Origin of the sequence: Olsenella sp. DNF00959 (genome assembly GCF_001553055.1) — a bacterium.
In the GTDB taxonomy this organism is placed as follows: Bacteria; Actinomycetota; Coriobacteriia; order Coriobacteriales; family Atopobiaceae; genus Olsenella_I; species Olsenella_I phocaeensis.
Genome location: NZ_KQ960127.1, coordinates 219,257 through 237,639, shown reverse-complemented (window position 1 = coordinate 237,639; position 18,383 = coordinate 219,257). Strand labels below are relative to the sequence as shown.

The following is an 18,383-nucleotide window of genomic DNA, read 5'->3' as shown; positions in this document are numbered from 1 at the left end:
TTAGATGTCCTCCTCATCGTCGTCGTCGACCGACGCCGCCTGGGCAGCCAGGGCCGGGCGGTTGGTCTTGACGGACTGGATCTCGAAGTTGATAAGTGCGAAGAAGACGGCGATGATGGCGGACGCGATGAGGTTGCAGCCCATGACCGCGGCGAGCAGGAAGCCCACAGCGAAGGTGACCCAGTCAAGCGGCTTGGTGATGACCTGCTTGCAGAGGATGCCGACGCCGACTGCGGGGAGCAGCGAGCCCACGGTGAAGAGGGTCTTCATCGCGAGACCATCCATGGGGAGGTACTCCTTCATGAGGTCGACCATCGTGGGACCTGCCATGCAGATGACCACGGTGGGGATGAAGGAGAACAGGATGTGGGAGACCCAGGGGAGCACCGTCTCGACCATGGGGATGGTCTTCTTGATGTTGTCCCACCTGCCACCCTCGACGGCCTTCCAGCCGATGCCCTGCCACACGAGGTTCAGGGTCGCGGTGCCATAGAAGAGGACGGTTCCCAGGGTGCCGACTGCGGCGCCCAGGGCGGCGGCGAGGCCGGTGGCGGCGTCGGACGAGGGGTCGAGGCCCTGCGCCGAGATTGAGAGCATGGCCAGCGGGATGCCGATGTAGGTCACGGCGCGCACGTCGGCCGAGACGGTCCCGCCGGGGGTCACGAGCGCGATGTAGACGACCTGGATGGCGGCGCCGACGATGATGCCGAGCTGCAGGTTGCCCAGGATGATGCCCACGACGAGGCCACCCACGAGGGGACGGCCCAGGGTGTAGTTGCCGATGGTCGTGCCACCCATGCCCGGAAGGGATGCGAGGCACGCGAAGATTCCAAGCAAGACGGCTTGGAAGATGCTGATCGTCATAGTCAAACCCACCTTCCCAGTTTGTGGTTCGCCCGAGCGCTAGTGGACGTCGAACTGGCCGCGGAACTTGGGCCAGTCACCAATGGATACGTCGGGGAGCAGGGCGAACTTGACCTCGTAGCCAGCCTTGGCCATGTCCTCGAAGGCCTGGGCCTCCTCGGCGGTGATTGACTGGTTGTTGCCCAGCTTGGTGGTGCCGGGACGGTCGTTGCAGGGTCCGACGACGACGCTCTTGACGTCAGAGGGGACGAACTTCTCGTCGACGAGGATCCTCTTCATGTCGAGGGGGTTCTTCGTGATGAGGAAGTAGCGCGACGCCGAGGAGAGGACCGTGTCCTTCTTCTCGAGGAAGTGCTCCATCGTCCAGACGAAGATCTTCTTGTCTGGCGCGGCGCCCTTGTAGGCGGCCTTGAGCACGGAGTTGCTCGCGGCCACGTCGTTGACGGCGATGATGCCGTCGCAGGGCCGCTCGAGGGCCCAGCGCGTGACCGTCTGACCGTGGATCATGCGGTCGTCAATGCGAACGAACGAAATCATTTCCACTCCTCTTGTCTGCCTGCATTGCCTACAGGTCGTCCTCGTCCTCGTCCTCGACCTGCAGCTGGATCTCCCTGACCGCCTCCTTACCGTCGTTCAGGATGCTCGCCTTGAGCGCGGCATCGTCGAGTCCGTCGTCGAAGCCCATGAGGGCGGCTATCGCCATGGCAAGGTTGAGCCCGCCAAAGGCCACGGTGTTGCCGAGGAGCCCGGCCTCGGTGAGGGTGTTGAGGGCGTTGGTGAGGGGCGAGCCGCCCATGATGTCTCCCAGGACCACGACCGAGTCCTCCGGCCTGATGGGGGCGATGACCTTGCGCACGCCCTCGACGTAGGCGTCTGCGCCGACGCCGTCCTCCATGCTGTGGGCGAGCACGTCCTCGCGCGGCCCCAGCAGCATGTCGATGACGCTCTTCACCCCAGGCGCCATCGTTCCGTGGCTTACCATGAGCAGATACCTCATAGGACCTCTCCCTTCGCGATGTCCGCGCTTGGGGGCGGCAGGGACTGCTGGCTCGCAGCAGGCCCACCGAGCCGGCGGCCTGACGCAGACTTGCCAATACAATCTCACCAAGTATACACAATTCTGCCAAAGACCCTCCACAAGTTTGCGTATTTGCCGATGCTCAGTACAGCAGCGGCCACCGGTCGAGAGGGCGGTCGAGACGGCCTGTGAATGGCGGCAGGGACTCTCCCCTACCACTGCGGAGAACGGTGTGGGATACAATCCATGCAGTGCCGGACAAGGGGGACGCATGTACAAGATCGTTGCCAGCGACATGGACGACACCTTCCTCGCGAGCGACCACACCATCCCCGCGGCGAACGTCGAGGCCATCCGCCGCCTGCGCGAGCTGGGCTGCCTCTTCGTCCCCTCCTCCGGGCGCGCCTACGGCTCGATCATGGAGTCCCTGCATGCGCTTCCCTCGGACCTCCTCGAGGGCTCCTACGTCATCTCGTACAACGGGGGCTGCATCACCCGCGTGGGGGACGACGCGCCGCTCTCGTCGCACTCCCTCCCCTTCGAGCGCGTGCGCGCCCTCTTCGAGTACGGCCTCGAGCAGGCGGGGCTAAGCTTCCACGTCTACGAGCTGGGCGGGAAGGTGTGGACCTACCGCCTGCAGCAGGACGAGCGGGACTATCTCGAGGGCCACATGGGCCACGAGGAGCTGCGGGAGGGGTCGATCGACTTCCTGCGCGACGTGCCCCTGGCAAAGATCCTCTACTGCCTCCCCGACGGCCTGCCCGAGCTGCACCGCATCCTCGACCAGATGCCACGCGAGCTCTGGGAGGGGACCCTGCCCACCTTCTCGAGCCACCGCTACCTCGAGTTCAACCCCGAGGGCGTGGACAAGGGGGCCGGCCTCAGACGCCTGGCGGAGCTGCTCGGCGTGGGCATCGAGCAGACCATAGGCTGCGGGGACTCCCTGAACGACCTGGCCATGATCCGTGCCGCCGGGGTGGGCGTGGCCGTCGCCAACGCCAGCGACGGCATCGAGCTCGAGGCCGACTACCATGCCCGATCGACCAACGACGACGGCGTCATCGCCGAGGTCGTGCGCGAGCTGGTGGAGCCTGCCGCACGGGGCTAGACGAGCCGAAGCGCGGCGTCGTTGCGCTGCGAGCGTTTTTTGCGATCGAGGGGCCTACGTTCCCCGTGGCGGGGTAAAATACCCCCCGGTAAGTAGGATTTGGAGAGAGGCCATGGCGGCGGGGGCCGCACGCCTCGCCAACGACCGCGCAGACGCGCATCCAGAGAGAGGCACCATGGCCAGTCAGCTGCTCAGCATCTCCGGGCTCTCGGCCGGAACCGAGGACAAGCCCATCCTTCATGACATCGACCTCGAAGTCGGCGCGGGCCAGACCCACGTCCTCATGGGACCCAACGGCGCCGGCAAGTCCACGCTGGGCCACGTCATCATGGGCGACCCCAGCTACCGCGTGAGCTCCGGCAGCATCGCCTTCGACGGGGAGGACGTCACCTCCCTCTCGCCCGACAAGCGCTCCCTCGCGGGCATCTTCCTCTCGTACCAGGCGCCCGTCGAGGTGCCCGGCGTGCCCCTCTACAGCTTCCTGCGCACCATCTGCCAGATGAGGCCCGAGCTCAAGATGACCGCCCGCAGGTTCCGCGAGCGCGTGGCGCAGATCTCGGAGCAGCTCGACATGGACGACGCCTTCCTCACCCGCGAGCTCAACGTGGGCTTCTCCGGCGGCGAGAAGAAGAAGGTCGAGATGCTGCAGCTCCTCCTCCTTCGCCCCAAGCTCGCCATCCTGGACGAGACGGACTCCGGCCTGGACGTGGACGCGCTCTCCATCGTATCGCGCGGCATCGAGGCCTACCGCAGCGAGTGCGACGGCGCGCTCCTCATGATCACGCACAACACCCGCATCCTCGAGAGGCTCGACGTCGACCGCACGCACGTGATGGTCAGGGGTCGCCTGGTGGCCGAGGGCCCCGCCTCCCTCATCGAGGAGATCGACTCCAACGGCTTCGCCCGCTTCGAGTCCGAGCAGATTGCCGAGGCCTAAGGTGAGCGAGAGGTATAACGCGGGCGAGGTGGACGAGAGGGGCCGCTCAAAGGTCGCCGACGTCGACCGCTCCCTCTATGACTTCGTGAAGAGCGAGGAGGGCTACGAGCGCTACGCCGACGGGCTCACGCCCGAGATCGTGCGCGCCATCAGCGCCAAGAAGAACGAGCCCGCCTGGATGCTCGACCTGCGCCTCGAGGCCCTGGAGGTCTTCCACGAGCGCAGGATGGCGGACAACTGGGGCCCGGACGTGTCGGGCCTGGACATGGACCACATTTCCACCTACGTGAGCCCCCAGACCAAGCAGGCCCGCGACTGGGACGACGTGCCCAAGGACATCAAGGACACCTTCGAGCGCCTGGGCATCCCCGAGGCCGAGCGAGAGAGCCTGGCCGGCGTGGGCGCCCAGTACGACTCCGAGATCGTCTACCACAACATGCGCGAGGAGGTCGCAAAGCAGGGAGTGGTCTACACCACGATCGAGGACGCCCTGCAGGACCCCAGGTGGGAGAAGGTCGTCCACGAGTACTTCGGCAAGCTCATCCCCATGCGCGACCACAAGTTCGCGGCCCTGCACTACGCCGTGTGGTCGGGCGGCTCCTTCGTGTACGTCCCCGAGGGCGTCACGCTCGACTACCCCCTGCAGAGCTACTTCCGCCTGAACGCCTCCGGCGCCGGCCAGTTCGAGCACACGCTCATCGTGGTCGAGCCCGGAGCAGACCTGCACTTCATCGAGGGATGCTCCGCGCCCAAGTACTACGAGGCCAACCTCCACGCCGGTGCCGTGGAGCTCTACGTGAAGGACGGCGCGCGCCTGCGCTACTCCACCATAGAGAACTGGTCCAAGAACATGTACAACCTCAACACCAAGCGCGCCACCATCGGCTCCGACGCGCGCATGGAGTGGGTCTCGGGCTCCTTCGGCAGCCACGTGAGCTACCTCTACCCCACCACCATCCTGCAGGGCGACCGCTCGAGCTGCGAGTTCACCGGCATCACCTTCGCCGGTGCCACGCAGGACCTGGACACGGGCTGCAAGGTGATCATCAACGGCGCCGACTGCACGACGTCCGTCGACACCAAGTCCATTTCCAAGGACGGCGGCATCAACACCTTCAGGAGCTCGCTGGTGATCGGCCGCCACGCCGACAGGGCGAACGCCTCGGTGTCCTGCTCCTCGCTCATGCTGGACGACATCAGCCGCTCTGACACCATCCCCGCCATGGACGTGCGCAACCGCACGGCCCAGGTGGGGCACGAGGCGACCATCGGCCGCATCTCGGACGACACCGTGCTCTACCTCATGAGCCGCGGCTGCTCGGAGTCCGAGGCCCGCACCATGGTGGTCAACGGGTTCGCCAACCCCGTCTCGAAGGAGCTCCCGCTGGAGTACGCCGTCGAGATGAACAACCTGATCAAGCTCGAGATGGAAGGGGCGATCGGCTAATGGCAGAGACGATTGCCGAGGCGCCGTCGTACGCGGCCGTCGAGCACGTGAACCAACCGCCCGCGCAGACCTGGAACCACCTCAGGATCAACGGGTGCAGCCTCCGTCTCCCCTCCCCCGCCCGCAAGGGAGAGGTGCTCGCGCGCCTGCCTAGAATCTTCTCCCAGCTCGAGTGCGGCATCGGCGACGAGGCCGTGAGTTGGGTCGAGTCCGTGGCGGGAGACGCCCGCTACGTGGAGGTCCCCCAGGGGACGCGTCGCGCGGAACCTATCGTCGTGGACGTCGACGCCAGCGGATTCGCCGTCGAGGACACCGGCGTGATGCTGCGCGAGGGCTCGGAGGCCACCGTCGTGGTCTCGGTCCGCGGCCAGGGCGGCCACTCCGCCTCCCTCCTCCGCGTCATCGCCGAGGCGGGCTCCAGGCTCCACCTCGTTGAGGTCGTCGCTCCCGGCAGTGGGAGCACCCACCTCGAGGGGGTGGGCATCGAGGCCGCCGAGGGCGCCCGCATCGAGGTGCGCCAGTACGCGCTGGGGGGCAAGAGCCTGGCCATGGGCTTTGCCACCAAGCTCGGGGGCACGTCGTCGCGCCTGCAGCTCGACTGCCGCTACGTCGTGCGCGACGCCGACGAGCTCGACGTGAACCACGTCGTGCGCCAGCTCGGCCGCAACAGCCGCAGTGACATCGTCACCTCGGGCTTCCTGGGCGAGAGGGCCCACAAGGCCATGCGCGAGACCATCGACCTCACGCACGGCGCCAAGGGCGCCCGCGGCAACGAGACCGAGACCGTCCTCATGGGCGGCGACGAGGTCGTGAACAAGACCCTTCCCGTCATCCTCTGCGACGAGGACGACGTCCAGGGCAACCACGGCGCCTCCATCGGCTCCGTCAGCGCCGAGCAGCTCGGCTACCTCACCGACCGCGGCCTCAGCGAGGAGGAGGTCAACGACCTCTTCGTGCGCGCCATCTTCGACGACGCCGCCATCCACGCGCCCGAGGCGAGCTCCCGCGAGGCCGCACTCGCCCGTGCGGAACAGCTGCTCGGGCCCGAGGCCGCCCGCGACGTGGCCGAGGGCCTGGGCCTCTCGCCTGCCACCACCGACGCCAGAGAGGTGTCCGCATGAGTCTCGACGCATCCCAGCTCGCGAGCATCGCGGAGAACCCCTACAAGGATGACTTCCCCCTGCTCGCCAAGCATCCCGAGATCTGCTTCCTCGACAGCGCCGCCACCTCCCAGCGGCCGGCGGCCGTGCTCGACGCACAGAGGCGCTTCTACGAGGAGATGAACGCCAACCCGCTGCGCGGGCTCTACGGCCTGTCGGTCGAGGCGACCCAGGCCATCGAGGGCGCGCGCGACCACATAGCCCGCTTCATCGGCGCGGTGGACGACGAGGGAAGGCCCCAGGGCAGCGAGGTGGTCTTCACCCGCAACGCCTCGGAGTCGCTCAACCTCGTCGCCCAGACCCTGGGCAGGAGCGTCCTGCACGAGGGCGACGAGGTCGTCGTCTCGATCATGGAGCACCACTCCAACATCATCCCCTGGCAGCAGGTCTGCGCCCAGACGGGCGCCCGCCTCGTCTACCTGAGGCTCGACGACGACTTCCGCATCACTCAGGAGGAGCTCGAGGCGAAGGTCGGCCCCAAGGCGAAGATCGTCTCGGTGACGCAGGTCTCCAACGTGCTGGGCGTGCAGAACGACATTCCCGCCATCTCCACGCGCGCCCACCAGATGGGCGCCCACATGGTGGTCGACGGGGCGCAGAGCGTCCCGCACCTCAAGGTGGACGTCCGCGAGCTGGGTTGCGACCTCCTGGCCTTCAGCGCCCACAAGATGGGTGGCCCCATGGGCATCGGGGTCCTCTGGGGCAAGGCCGCCCTCCTCGACCAGATGCCCCCCTTCCTCACGGGAGGCGAGATGATCGACTCCGTGAGCGAGACGGACGCGGTCTGGGCGCCCGTCCCACAGAAGTTCGAGGCGGGCACGCAGGACGCGGCGGGCAGCTACGCCTTCGACGCGGGCCTGGGCTACCTCGAGTCCAAGGGCTTCGCCGCCCTGGAGGCGCGAGAGAGGCTCCTCTCCGCCTACCTGACCGAGAGCCTGGCAGCCCTCGACTTCGTCGACGTCATAGGCCCCGAAGACGGCTTCCGCCACGTCGGTGCCGTCGCATTCAATGTACGTGGCGTCCACCCACACGACGTGGCCTCCATCCTGGACGGGTCGGGCGTCTGCATCAGGGCCGGGCACCACTGCGCCCAGCCCCTCCTCTCCTACCTCGACGTGGCCATGGGCAGCACCTGCCGCGCGAGCGTGGCGTTCTATAACGACAAGCAGGACATCGACCGCCTGGTCGACGGCCTCAAGACGGTTTGGCAGGTCTTCAATGGCTAATGCGAGCGTCGCGTCACTCTACAACGCACAGTTCATGGACCACGTGTCCCACCCCGACTACAAGTACCCGCTGGAGGACGCCACCCTCACGCACGAGGGCGTGAACCCCTCCTGCGGCGACGAGCTCACCTTCTACGTCCGCCTGGGGGACGACGGCACGATAGAGGAGGCGGCCTACCAGGGCCACGGCTGCGCCATCAGCCAGGCCTCCGCGGACATGATGAGCGACCTCGTGGTGGACAAGACCCCCCAGGAGGCCATCGGGCTCTGCAAGCTGTTCGGTCGCATGGTGCGCGGCGAGGAGACCGACGCCGACACGCTCGCGCAGCTGGACGAGGCCGCCTCGCTCAGGGACATCTCGCACATGCCCGCGCGCGTCAAGTGCGCCGAGCTCGCCTGGCGCACGCTCGAGGAGATGCTCGAGGCCGGGAGCGAGGAGGCCAGCGAGGCCGTTCCCTTCCACACGCACGAGCACGACGGGGCGAACGACTAGACGAGGGCAGGCGCCTGGGGAGAGGACCACCACGTCCCCATCCCGCGCACCCACATACGCGTAGGACGACCACGGTAGGCGACAGAGGCGAGAGGGGGTAGGCACGGATGGCTGGCATGTTCTCCACCAGGGGCAAGTACGCCCTGCGGGCCATGGCGGACCTTGCCATGCACGACGGGTGGGTGTCGCTGGGCGACGTCTCCCGCAGGCAGAACATCTCGCGCAAGTACCTCGAGCAGGTGGTGTCACGCATGCACAAGGTGGGCTACGTGCAGAGCCTTCGCGGCAAGGGCGGTGGATACCGCCTGAGCAAGCGACCCGAGGAGTACACCCTCGGCCAGATCCTTCGTGCGGCAGAGGGCTCGCTCGCGCCTGTGGCCTGCCTCGACTGCACGAACGGCGAGATCTGCCCCATCATCGACACCTGTCCCACCGTCACCATGTGGCGGGACCTCGGGAAGGTCACCGCCGAGTACCTGGACAGCAAGACCCTGGCGGACATCGTCCGCGACAGGCAGGAGATCGCAGGCCTCACTGACTGGAACCCGCGCGAGAGCCGAGGACCACAACAGAGTCAGGGACGCGTGAGCTGCGACTAGTCACCCTGAGCCAGGGAGCGCGCCCCCTGGCGTTGTCGCGACAGCCGGCTCCGGACGGCTCGACCTTCCCGGCAGAATGACGCCCGCATCCCCTCGGGGGGATGCGGGCGTCCCTTTGGCATGGCTCCGTCCCGAGCCCTAGGCCAGGCACTTCGCCAGGTCGTCCTCGACGTTGGTGGTGGGGGCGATCCCGTAGTTCCTCACCAGGACGTCCAGTACGTTGGGCGAGATGAAGGCGGGCAGGGAGGGCCCCAGCAGGATGTCCTTGATGCCCAGGTGCAGCAGCGTCAGGAGGATGCAGACCGCCTTCTGCTCGTACCAGGAGAGCACGAAGGAGAGGGGCAGCTCGTTGACCCCGCAGTCGAAGGCCTTCGCGAGCGCCACCGCGACCTGGATCGCTGAGTACGCGTCGTTGCACTGGCCCATGTCCAGGATGCGCGGAAGGCCGGCCACGGTGCCCAGATCGAGGTCGTTGAAGCGGAACTTGCCACAGGCCAGGGTCAGGATCACGGAGTCCTCGGGCGTCGCCTTGACGAAGTCGGTGTAGTAGTTGCGGCCGGGCTTGGCGCCGTCGCAACCGCCCACCAGGAAGAAGTGGCTGATCTGACCAGCCTTGACGGCGTCGACTACCTTGTCGGCGACGCCCAGCACGCTGGCGTGGCCAAAGCCCACGGTCACGCGATGGCCGCCGTTGATGCCCGTGAGCTCCTGGGGTTCGGCATAGCCGCCCAGCTCCTTTGCCTGTGCGATGAGTGCCGAGAAGTCCTTGTGGCCCCTCTCGTCAGCCTCCACGTGGGCGCAGCCGGGATACTCCACGACCCCCGTGGTCCACACCCGGTCGCCATAGGAGCCGCGAGGGGGCATCAGGCAGTTCGTGGTCCAGAGCACGGGAGCGGGAATGGCGTCGAACTCCCTCTGCTGATTCTGCCAGGCGGTGCCAAAGTTGCCCTTGAGCTGGGGGTAGCACTTGAGCTCGGGATATGCGTGGGCGGGGAGCATCTCGCCGTGGGTGTACACGTTGACGCCCGTGCCCTCGGTCTGTTCGAGGAGCTCCTTGAGGTCGCAGAGGTCGTGGCCCGTCACGACGACGAAGGGGCCGGGCTCGACAGTCAGCGGAACCTCGGTGGGAACCGGGGTCCCGTAGCTCGAGGTGTTGGCCTCGTCCAGGAGCGCCATGCACTCCAGGTTGACGGCGCCGGCCTCGTCGACCAGCGCCAGCAGGGCGTCCGCGTCATCCAGACCGGCGATTCCCGCCAGGGCCTTGTAGAAGAAGGCGCTCACCGCCTTGCTGCGGCGGCCGAGAGCGGCGGCATGGTAGGCATACGCCGCGATGCCACGGATGCCAAAGAGCACGAGCGACTTCAGGGAGCGCAGGTCGACGTCCTCGGCGTGCCACACGAGGTTCAGGTCGTAGTCAGGCGTGTCATCGCCGGGCGCGATGCCGTCCTTCGCGGCATGGACGCGCGCGATCATGGCACGAACGGAGTCAGCGTCGAAGTTGACGTTGGTGATGGTCGTGAAGAGCCCCTGCACGACGACATCGTCCGTGAGCGCGTTGGGCGTGGCGCCAGACATCACCGCCTGGGAAAGGGCCACCATGGCGCCCGTGAGCTCGTCCTCGAGTCGGGCGACCTCCGCCGACTTGCCGCAGACGCCCTGCCTGGAGCTGCAGGCGACCCCACGCGCGGTCTGCTCGCACTGGAAGCAGAACATCTCCTGTACCTTCTCGGGCGTAAGCGTGGTTTGAACCATTCTTCTCCTCCTTGCCTGACGGCCCTTTGGCTGCCGTCCCCGTCCTTCGAGAAGAAGGGTATTGCTATGATTCAAACGTTTCCGTTGCTTTTACAACATAAAGGGAAGAAATATGACAAAATCGAGAGAGAAGGAGACGGCCAAGGTCCCGACGGGCCTCTCGCTCGTGCCCAAGGAGCTTCTCCCCCAGGTCGAGGCCGCACGCAGGACCCAGCTCTTCTCCGGCATGGACGCACTCGAGGTCGCCCGCATGCTCCCCTGCCTCGGGGCGAGGATGGTCTCGTTCGAGGAGGGCGAGTACGTCCTGCGCGTGGGAGAGCGGGACGCCCACGTGTGGGTGGTCGAGTCGGGCGAGGTACACGTGATCCGCGAGGACTGGCTCGGCAATCGCAACATCCAGGGCAGCTTCGGACCGGGAGAGTCCTTCGGCGAGGCCTATGCCTGCTCCCCAGACGCCAAGCTCCCGGTATCCGTCGTGGTGGTGAGGGACGTCCGGCTCCTCAGGCTGGACGTCCGCCGCATGCTGCGGACCTGCTCGTCCGCCTGCCCCTTCCATCTGCGCCTCCTCTCCAACCTGGTAGGGCAGATGGCCTCCAAGAACCTCATGCTGGGAAGCAAGCTCCGCTACCTCAGCCAGCGCAGCACGCGCGACAAGCTCCTTGCCTTCCTCTCCGACGAGTCGGCACGCCAGGGCAGTCCCAGCTTCGCCATCCCCTACACCCGCCAGCAGCTCGCGGACTACCTCTCGGTCAACCGGAGCGCCCTCTCGAGCGAGATCTCGCGCCTTCGCGACGAGGGCGTCCTGCAAAGCGAGAGGAACCAGTTCACGCTCCTGTAGGTGGAAGCCAGCACGAGGGCACCATGGCCCGGGTTCCAGCAGGCCTGGCGCCGGTCGGCCCTGCCAAGACGGGCGAGGCATCACAAAAGGGAGGGGGAGGGCGCCAAGGCGGCGGCCCTCCCCCGACGGAGTCTATGACGCGCCAAGAGCTACTTGGCGGCCGCCTGCAGGACGGCCTTGACCTCGGCCGCGGTCTTGAGGCTCAGGACCTTCTCCGTGAGGGCGTCCGCCTCCTTCTTGGTCCACTCGCTGATGATGCGGCGGGTGCGCAGGATCGAGGGGGCAGAGACGGAGTACTCGCCCAGGCCGAAGGAGATGAGCACGGGGATGAGCAGCGGGTCTGCCGCGGCCTCGCCGCACATGCCCACCATGATGCCCGCCTTGTTGCCCTCGGTGATGATGCGCTTGAGCGAGCGAAGCACCGCGGGCTGGTAGACCTCATAGAGGTAGGCGACGCAGTCGTTGCCGCGGTCGGCGCACATGGTGTAGCCGATGAGGTCGTTGGTGCCGATGGAGAAGAAGTCGCACTCGGCGGCGAGGTCGTCGGCGACGAGGGAGGCCGCGGGGGTCTCGATCATCGTGCCGACCTCGATGTCCTTGTTGTAGGCGACGCCGCGGGCGTCGAGCTCCCTCTTGCACTCCTCGATGAGGGCCTTGGCCTGGCGAATCTCCTCGAGGGAGGTCACCAGCGGCAGCATGATCTTGATGTCGCCGAAGGCGGAGGCGCGCAGGAGGGCGAGGAGCTGGACCTTGTACTGCTCGGGGTTGTTGAGGCAGTAGCGGATGGCCCTGAAGCCCATGAAGGGGTTCTCCTCCTTCTGGAGGTTCAGGTAGGGGATCTCCTTGTCGCCGCCCACGTCGAGGGTGCGGATGATGACCGGTTGGTCCTTCATGCGCAGGGCGACCTTCTGGTAGGCAGCGAACTGCTCGTCCTCGCTGGGCAGCTCGGAGGCGTCCATGAAGAGGAACTCCGAGCGGAAGAGGCCGATGCCCTCGCAGTCGTGCTCGGCGGCGTTGTTGGCGTCCTCGGGATTGCCGATGTTGGCGACGAGCAGGACCTTGTCACCGTCGCCGGTCACGGTGTCCTTGCCGCGATAGGCCTCGAGCGCGGCCTTCTCGTCCGCATACGCCTTGGCCTTGGCGCGGTACTTCTCGAGCTCGCCTGCCGTGGGCTGGGCGACGACCCTGCCCTTGCTGCCGTCCACGACGACCATGTCACCCGTCTTGATGTTGGTGGTGGCGCCTACGACGGAGAGCACCGCGGGGATCTCGAGCGCGCGGGCGATGATGGCGGAGTGAGAGGTACGACCTCCGGTCTCGGTCACGATGCCGGCGACGTTCTCCTTGTCGATGTCGGCCGTCATCGAGGGGGTGAGCTCGTGGACGACGACGATGGAATGCTCGGGCAGGGTGGAGAGGTCGACGACCTCCTTGCCCAGGAGGTCGGCCAAGAGGCCGGTCTTGACGTCGGCGACGTCAGCCGCACGCTCGCGGAAGAGCTCGTCCTCCATGTTCGAGAACATGTTGTAGTACATGTCGTAAGCCTCGCTCACGGCCTGCTCCGCGCACATGCCGGAGTCGATGGAGCCGTTGACCTTCTCCTTGATGCCCTCGTCCTCGGCGAACTCGATGTGGGCACCCATGATGAGGGCCGCCTCGTCGCCGACGCTCTTCCTCATGCGCTCGATCTGGGCGTTGGTCTGCGCGACGAACTTCTCGAGCGCGGCGTCGTAGCGCGCCTTCTCCTCGCCCGCGTCCTCGGGCACCTTGGGTGTGAAGCTGAGGTCTGGGGCAACCGCGACCTGTGCCACGCCGATTCCATAGCCGTCTGATGCGTTGACGCCTTCGAACATAGGGTCCTCCAAACGATTCGATCCCAATAATGTGGTTTCGCGTTGGCTGCCAGGAAGGTGGTTCTATGGAACGGCACCGGCCCTAGGCCTGTGCGGCGATGATCTTGTTCAGCTGCTCGTAGACGCGGTCGACGGTGGCACGCTTCGCGATGGCCTTGCTCGCCGCGGTGGCCGTGCCGCAGGCGGATGCGAAGCGCAGGGCAGTCTCATAGTCGGCGCCGCCCTGGACCTGCGCGACGAAGCCCGCCACCATCGAGTCGCCGGCACCAGTGGCGTTGACCAGGCGGATCTTGGCGGTGGGAACCGTGTGGACCTCGTCGTTCTCGTCATAGAGCAGGGAACCGTGGCCGCCGCACGAGACGATGACGTTCTGGGCGCCGCGCTCGTGGAGCTCCTTGGCGAAGGGGATGCACTCCTCCGGGGTCTCGGGGCGGGCGTCGAAGATGCGACCCACCTCGTGGTTGTTGGGCTTGATGAGGAAGGGCTTGGCGTTGAGGGCCTCGAGCAGCAGGGTCCCGGGCGCGTCGACGACGAAGCGGATGCCACGGCCCTCGAGGCGCTTCATGATGACGTCGTACATGTCCTCGGGGAGCGACTTGGGGATGGAGCCCGTCAGCACGACCGTGTCCCCCGAGCCGATGTAGTCGATGCGCTCGAGGAGCTCGTCCACCTTCTTCTCCGAGATCTTGGGGCCCATGCCGTTGACGATGGTCATGACGATGCCCTTGAGCTTCACGTTGATACGGGTGAAGCCGTGCTCGAGCCTTACGAAGTTGGACGAGATGCCACCCTTCTGCAGCTCCTTGATGAGGTAGTCGCCCGTGAAGCCCGCAGCGATTCCCAGCGCGACGTTGGGGACCTTGAGCTCGTTGAGCATGGTGGAGATGTTGATTCCGTTTCCCCCGCAGTAGAGCTCCTCGCTCGACGAGCGGTTGGTGAAGCCCATGTCGAGCGTAAGGGGGTGCATTACGTAATCGATCGCCGGATTCAGCGTGACGGTATAAATCAACGTGTGCTCCTCTCGGCCACTGATCATGTAAGGTCATTATGCCTTAATTGGCCGTGTCTGGAGGAGAAATACCGTCCAACGTGCTCCAATTCGGGGTCGGGCTCGCAGCGTGCGACACGTCTTGGGAAAGGTCGCGGGCCCGCCCGGAACTTGCCGGGTGGGCCCGCGCGTCTGGATCGTGGTGCGCCCTAGGCGATTCGAACGCCTGACCCGCGGTTTAGAAGACCGATGCTCTGTCCAGCTGAGCTAAGGGCGCACGCAAAGGGCACGACCATGGTACCACGGAGGGGCGGCTCGGTCCCGCGAGCCGGAGGCGAGGACCCGAGGCGGCCTACCTGGGCACGTACGAAACGACCAGCTCCATCCTCCCCGCAAGGGCGAGCCCGCCGTGGCCGCTCGGGACGACGAAGTGGTCGCCCTTCCCCACCGCATGCCCGCCCGCGCTGCCCGTTCCGTCCACCACGCTCGCGCAGGCGAAGTCCCGGAAGGGAGGGAGGGTCCTCTCACCCGCGACCCTGACCCGCTCCACGGCATAGCGCTCGCAGCTCACGAGCTCCGTCACCCCGTCGGCCTCCCTCGCGTCGACGTGGCCGGAGGAGATGGGCTCGGCGTCGTAGTCGATGACGTCCAGGCTCTGGGCGAGGTGCAGCTCCCTCTTGCTGCCGTCCGCCTGCAGGCGGTCGTAGTCCCACACGCGGTAGGTGACGTCGCTCGACTGCTGGGTCTCGAGCACCATGGTCCCCGCCTTGATGGCGTGCACGGTGCCCGGGTCGATCTGGAAGAAGTCCCCCGTGTGGACGGGGACCTCGTTGAGGAGCCCGTCCCAGTCGCCCTCCTCCACCTTGCGGGCGAATTCCTCGCGGCTCCTCGCCCGCTGCCCCACCACGATGGTCGCACCGGGGTCCGCGTGCAGCACGTACCAGCACTCGCACTTGCCCAGGGAGCCGCCCTCGTGCTCCGCAGCGTAGGCGTCGTCCGGATGGACCTGGATGGAGAGGTCGCCCTCCGCGTCAAGGATCTTGACCAGGAGGGGGAAGCGGTCACCTGTGGCGCCGCCAAAGAGCTCGCGATGACCGTCCCAGAGTTCCGAGAGCCTCTTGCCCTCGAAGGCGCCCGACGCGACGCGACAGTCTCCCGCCGGATGCGCCGAAATCGCCCAGCACTCCCCCACCGGGCCGTCGGGGATCTGGTAGCCAAACTCCTCCTGGAGTCTCCTGCCCCCCCAGATCTTCCCGTGGAAGACGGGCTCGACGAAGATGAGGTCGCGCTCGGGGGAGCAAGACGGGTCCTTGGCTGTGCTCATGGGCCTTCCTTTCGATGGTGCGGCGTTTCCTCGATGGTATCAGGCGAGCCCGTGTGCCCACAGGGCCGCCGCCTGGGCGGCGACGATGGTCTTCCCGTCGTCGATGAGGCCCGCCCGTATCCCCGCGAGGACCTCGTCCAAGGGGACCCAAGCGACGTCCACGAGCTCCCCCTCGTCGGGATGGGAGCTGCCGGCGCTCAGCTCGTACGCCAGGAAGACCTGCGTCGCCTCGTCCGTGAAGCCGGGCGAGCCCAGCGAGCGGGCCACGGGCTCGAGCCTCCCGGCCACGAGGCCCGTCTCCTCGCCGAGCTCGCGCGCGGCGCAGCGGGGGCCGTCCTCGCCCGGCTCGAGCCTTCCCGCCGGTATCTCGAGCGAGACCCTGCCCAGGGCCACCCGGAACTGCCTCACCAGGCAGATGCAGCCGTCCTCGCGGATGGCCCCGACGCCGGCGCCGCCGTGGTGGCGCACCAGCTCGCGCCTGCCGTGGCTGCCGTCCGGCAGGGCCACGTCGAGCAGCTCCACGGAGAAGACCCTCCCCTCCCACTCCGCGCTCGTCGAGCAGACGCGCTCGCACAGGCGGAGGTCGGGCTCCAGGAGTCTGCGGATGCGGGCGAGGGGACCCTCGTCCGGACGGGCCCGGACCCCTGCGCCAGCCCCCGCCAAGCCAGCCGCCTCCGGCTTGTCCATGCGCACCACCTCCCCTGGGACGCGCCCGCCGACGGGCGACGCAGACGACCGTTCGACCCCGATGATACCGAGTTGCGCTTATTTGGAAGAGCGGGGCGGTCGGCGACGCGCAGGTCGGCGCCCATGCGTACCATGTAGTCGCGAGTCGGGGCCGTGCCTGCAGCCTGGCCCCCTCGCCTTGGAAGATCGCCGCGCAGGGTCGCGGAAGCAAGCAGATGGGAAGCGCATGAGCAATCGGAACGGCGGCCGGTCCGGCCGTGGCATGGCGGCCGTCCGGGAGGACTCGGACGGCTTCGGGGGGCTTGGACTCTCGAAGAGGGCCCTCGCGGCCGTGGAGGAGCTGGGCTACGACGAGCCGACGCCGGTGCAGAGCCTGGCGATACCCCAGGTCATCGCCGGCAAGGACGTGATGGCGGCCGCCCAGACGGGAACGGGCAAGACGGCGGCGTTCCTGCTGCCGACCCTCGACGGGCTGGGGCACGCGGGCAAGGGGGAGGGACCCCTCATGCTGGTGGTGACCCCAACCAGGGAGCTGGCACAGCAGATCGAGGACGCGGCGGAGCTCATCTGCCGCCACACCGGGCACAGGACCGTCGTGCTGGTGGGAGGGGTCGGCTACGAGCCCCAGAGGCAGGCCCTGAGGAGGGGCTGCGACCTGCTCGTCGCGACGCCGGGCCGCCTCCAGGACCTCATGAACCAACGCGAGGCGGACCTCTCGTCCGTGCGCGTCCTCGTCCTGGACGAGGCCGACCGCATGCTCGACATGGGCTTCCTCCCCGACATGCGCCGCATCGTCGCCGCGACCCCGAGCCAGCGCCAGACGCTCCTCTTCTCCGCCACCCTGGACGACGACGTCCTCTCCAACACCAAGTCGCTGGTAAGGCACCCCGTCCGCGTGGAGGTCGCCCGCAAGGGCACCGCGGCCGAGACCGTCGACCAGTACGTGCTCCCCGTGTCCCCCGAGGCGAAGAACGCCGTCCTCGCCGAGCTGCTCCGGCGCGAGGGCTCGCGGCGGGTGATCGTGTTCTGTCGCGGCAAGCACCGCGCCGACGGCATCTGCCGCAAGCTCAGGAAGGCGGGCGTGCTCTGTGCGCCCATCCACGGCAACCGCTCGCAGAACCAGAGGGAGCGGGCGCTGGCAAACTTCCGTGACGGGCAGGTTGACGTCCTGGTCGCGACCGACGTGCTGGCCCGAGGCATCGACATTCCCGACGTCTCGTACGTGGTCAACTTCGACGTGCCGGGCGACGCCGAGGACTACATCCACCGCATCGGCCGCACGGGCCGCGCGGGAGAGAGCGGCTGGGCGCTGAGCTTCGTGACCGAGGACGACTACCTCGACCTGCGCGACACTGAGGGGCTCATGGGCAGGGTGATCCCCCCGTTCCCGCGCGCCGAGGGACTCGACCTAGGCAGGGACCCGGTTAGGATGGACCCCGGCCGCGACCCGCACGAGAAGCTCCCCGGAAAGAAGGCGCGCAAGAAGATGGCGGACGCCCGCAGGGCGCGGAAGGCCGCGGCGGAAGGCCCGGCCGCGGCAGGCATGGCCACCGAACATCCCAGGCCAGGCACCAACAAGGCGGGGCAGGCCACTTCCCGGCAGGTCCGCGCCAAGGGGTCCGGCCGCCCGTCACGGAAGGACGGCGGAGCCAAGCCGGCCACGACCCAGAGGCCGCGCCCCCAGTCCCGTCGAAGGGCGAAGGCGGCGGAGAGTGGCTTCAACCTCTCTCCCGACCGTGGCGAAGCGGGCGCCAGGCGCGGCAGGAGGCATCCCGGAGACAGGGGCGGAACCCGCTAGCCAGACATCGCGACACGACACGGAAGTTACGACGGAGGGGCAGGCCGGACTGGTTTTCGGCCTGCCCCTCCGCCATGCCGCGCGGGCGAGCCGGTCCCCACCGGAGGTCGTGGAACCGCTCGACCGGCTCGACGACCGCCATGCCGCGCGAGGGTGCCGGTCCCCACGGCGCGAGCGTGCGCGAAGCGGCGACGCGGCGCATCGTCATGGCATCCCCCTGCATAAAAGTTCCGTCACCGCTCGCCTCACCGCCCCCTGCGGGCGCCCTTTGCCCGCCAACGGCGGCGGATG

The 18,383-nt window shown here is 67.5% G+C and carries 17 protein-coding genes and 1 tRNA gene; 9 read left to right on the top strand and 9 right to left on the bottom strand.

Features of this window, described 5'->3' with window-relative positions:
- Genes HMPREF1868_RS04770 through HMPREF1868_RS04760 form a run of 3 tightly spaced genes read right to left on the bottom strand, consistent with a single transcriptional unit; the run spans nucleotide 1 to nucleotide 1,861 of the window.
- Entirely contained in the window at nucleotides 1–864 is an 864-nt protein-coding gene (locus HMPREF1868_RS04770; protein ID WP_062530887.1) for a PTS mannose/fructose/sorbose/N-acetylgalactosamine transporter subunit IIC, read from the bottom strand.
- Nucleotides 865–903: 39 nt separating this feature from the next.
- Nucleotides 904–1,401, bottom strand: coding sequence for a PTS sugar transporter subunit IIB (locus tag HMPREF1868_RS04765; protein ID WP_009278944.1), 498 nt, complete (start codon nucleotides 1,399–1,401; stop codon nucleotides 904–906).
- A 28-nt stretch (nucleotides 1,402–1,429) separates the two neighbouring features.
- On the bottom strand, nucleotides 1,430–1,861 hold the full coding sequence (locus HMPREF1868_RS04760) for a PTS sugar transporter subunit IIA (RefSeq protein ID WP_009278943.1): 432 nt from the start codon (nucleotides 1,859–1,861) through the stop codon (nucleotides 1,430–1,432).
- A 292-nt stretch (nucleotides 1,862–2,153) separates the two neighbouring features.
- Between HMPREF1868_RS04760 and HMPREF1868_RS04755 the strand changes: the two genes are divergently transcribed.
- The 7 genes from HMPREF1868_RS04755 (at nucleotide 2,154) to HMPREF1868_RS04725 (ending at nucleotide 8,852) form a co-directional block, all read left to right on the top strand.
- Nucleotides 2,154–2,990, top strand: a complete 837-nt coding sequence (locus HMPREF1868_RS04755) for a Cof-type HAD-IIB family hydrolase (protein ID WP_062530885.1) — start codon at nucleotides 2,154–2,156, stop codon at nucleotides 2,988–2,990.
- 175 nt (nucleotides 2,991–3,165) lie between these two features.
- Nucleotides 3,166–3,927 (top strand): Fe-S cluster assembly ATPase SufC, encoded by a 762-nt coding sequence (sufC, locus tag HMPREF1868_RS04750; RefSeq protein ID WP_062530961.1) that lies wholly within the window; start codon nucleotides 3,166–3,168, stop codon nucleotides 3,925–3,927.
- Between the two features lie 28 nt (nucleotides 3,928–3,955).
- Complete coding sequence (gene sufB / locus HMPREF1868_RS04745) at nucleotides 3,956–5,374, top strand: Fe-S cluster assembly protein SufB (RefSeq protein WP_062530959.1); 1,419 nt, start codon at nucleotides 3,956–3,958, stop codon at nucleotides 5,372–5,374.
- The gene (locus tag HMPREF1868_RS04740; RefSeq protein WP_062530884.1) at nucleotides 5,374–6,495 is read left to right on the top strand and encodes a SufB/SufD family protein; all 1,122 of its coding nucleotides are present in this window, start codon (nucleotides 5,374–5,376) and stop codon (nucleotides 6,493–6,495) included. The genes sufB and HMPREF1868_RS04740 overlap by 1 nt, the downstream gene beginning before the upstream one ends.
- Nucleotides 6,492–7,760 carry an aminotransferase class V-fold PLP-dependent enzyme gene (locus tag HMPREF1868_RS04735; protein ID WP_062530882.1) on the top strand — a complete coding sequence of 423 codons (1,269 nt, stop codon included), beginning with the start codon at nucleotides 6,492–6,494 and terminating at the stop codon, nucleotides 7,758–7,760. Before HMPREF1868_RS04740 ends, HMPREF1868_RS04735 begins: the two co-directional genes overlap by 4 nt.
- Entirely contained in the window at nucleotides 7,753–8,253 is a 501-nt protein-coding gene (sufU, locus tag HMPREF1868_RS04730; protein ID WP_062530880.1) for a Fe-S cluster assembly sulfur transfer protein SufU, read from the top strand. Before HMPREF1868_RS04735 ends, sufU begins: the two co-directional genes overlap by 8 nt.
- A gap of 107 nt (nucleotides 8,254–8,360) precedes the next feature.
- Nucleotides 8,361–8,852 carry an RrF2 family transcriptional regulator gene (locus tag HMPREF1868_RS04725; protein ID WP_062530878.1) on the top strand — a complete coding sequence of 164 codons (492 nt, stop codon included), beginning with the start codon at nucleotides 8,361–8,363 and terminating at the stop codon, nucleotides 8,850–8,852.
- Between the two features lie 138 nt (nucleotides 8,853–8,990).
- Here HMPREF1868_RS04725 and hcp read toward each other — a convergent pair whose 3' ends face one another.
- A complete protein-coding gene (gene hcp / locus HMPREF1868_RS04720) occupies nucleotides 8,991–10,604 on the bottom strand; it encodes a hydroxylamine reductase (RefSeq protein ID WP_082719533.1) in 1,614 nt (537 codons plus the stop codon).
- Nucleotides 10,605–10,716: 112 nt separating this feature from the next.
- Between hcp and HMPREF1868_RS04715 the strand changes: the two genes are divergently transcribed.
- On the top strand, nucleotides 10,717–11,442 hold the full coding sequence (locus tag HMPREF1868_RS04715) for a Crp/Fnr family transcriptional regulator (RefSeq protein WP_062530875.1): 726 nt from the start codon (nucleotides 10,717–10,719) through the stop codon (nucleotides 11,440–11,442).
- Nucleotides 11,443–11,591: 149 nt separating this feature from the next.
- On the opposite strand, the gene ptsP is transcribed toward HMPREF1868_RS04715, so the two are convergent.
- From ptsP to HMPREF1868_RS04690, 5 genes are all read right to left on the bottom strand, one after another.
- The gene (ptsP, locus tag HMPREF1868_RS04710; protein ID WP_062530873.1) at nucleotides 11,592–13,295 is read right to left on the bottom strand and encodes a phosphoenolpyruvate--protein phosphotransferase; all 1,704 of its coding nucleotides are present in this window, start codon (nucleotides 13,293–13,295) and stop codon (nucleotides 11,592–11,594) included.
- 82 nt (nucleotides 13,296–13,377) lie between these two features.
- Nucleotides 13,378–14,304: a 1-phosphofructokinase gene (gene pfkB, locus HMPREF1868_RS04705; protein ID WP_062530871.1), complete on the bottom strand. Its 927-nt coding sequence runs from the start codon at nucleotides 14,302–14,304 to the stop codon at nucleotides 13,378–13,380.
- A gap of 179 nt (nucleotides 14,305–14,483) precedes the next feature.
- Nucleotides 14,484–14,560, bottom strand: a tRNA-Arg gene (locus tag HMPREF1868_RS04700).
- A 75-nt stretch (nucleotides 14,561–14,635) separates the two neighbouring features.
- Nucleotides 14,636–15,607, bottom strand: a complete 972-nt coding sequence (locus HMPREF1868_RS04695) for a type I phosphomannose isomerase catalytic subunit (protein WP_062530869.1) — start codon at nucleotides 15,605–15,607, stop codon at nucleotides 14,636–14,638.
- 39 nt (nucleotides 15,608–15,646) lie between these two features.
- Nucleotides 15,647–16,294, bottom strand: a complete 648-nt coding sequence (locus HMPREF1868_RS04690; protein ID WP_062530867.1) for an NUDIX hydrolase — start codon at nucleotides 16,292–16,294, stop codon at nucleotides 15,647–15,649.
- Nucleotides 16,295–16,520: 226 nt separating this feature from the next.
- Between HMPREF1868_RS04690 and HMPREF1868_RS04685 the strand changes: the two genes are divergently transcribed.
- The gene (locus HMPREF1868_RS04685; RefSeq protein WP_062530865.1) at nucleotides 16,521–18,092 is read left to right on the top strand and encodes a DEAD/DEAH box helicase; all 1,572 of its coding nucleotides are present in this window, start codon (nucleotides 16,521–16,523) and stop codon (nucleotides 18,090–18,092) included.
- Nucleotides 18,093–18,383 lie beyond the last annotated feature (291 nt).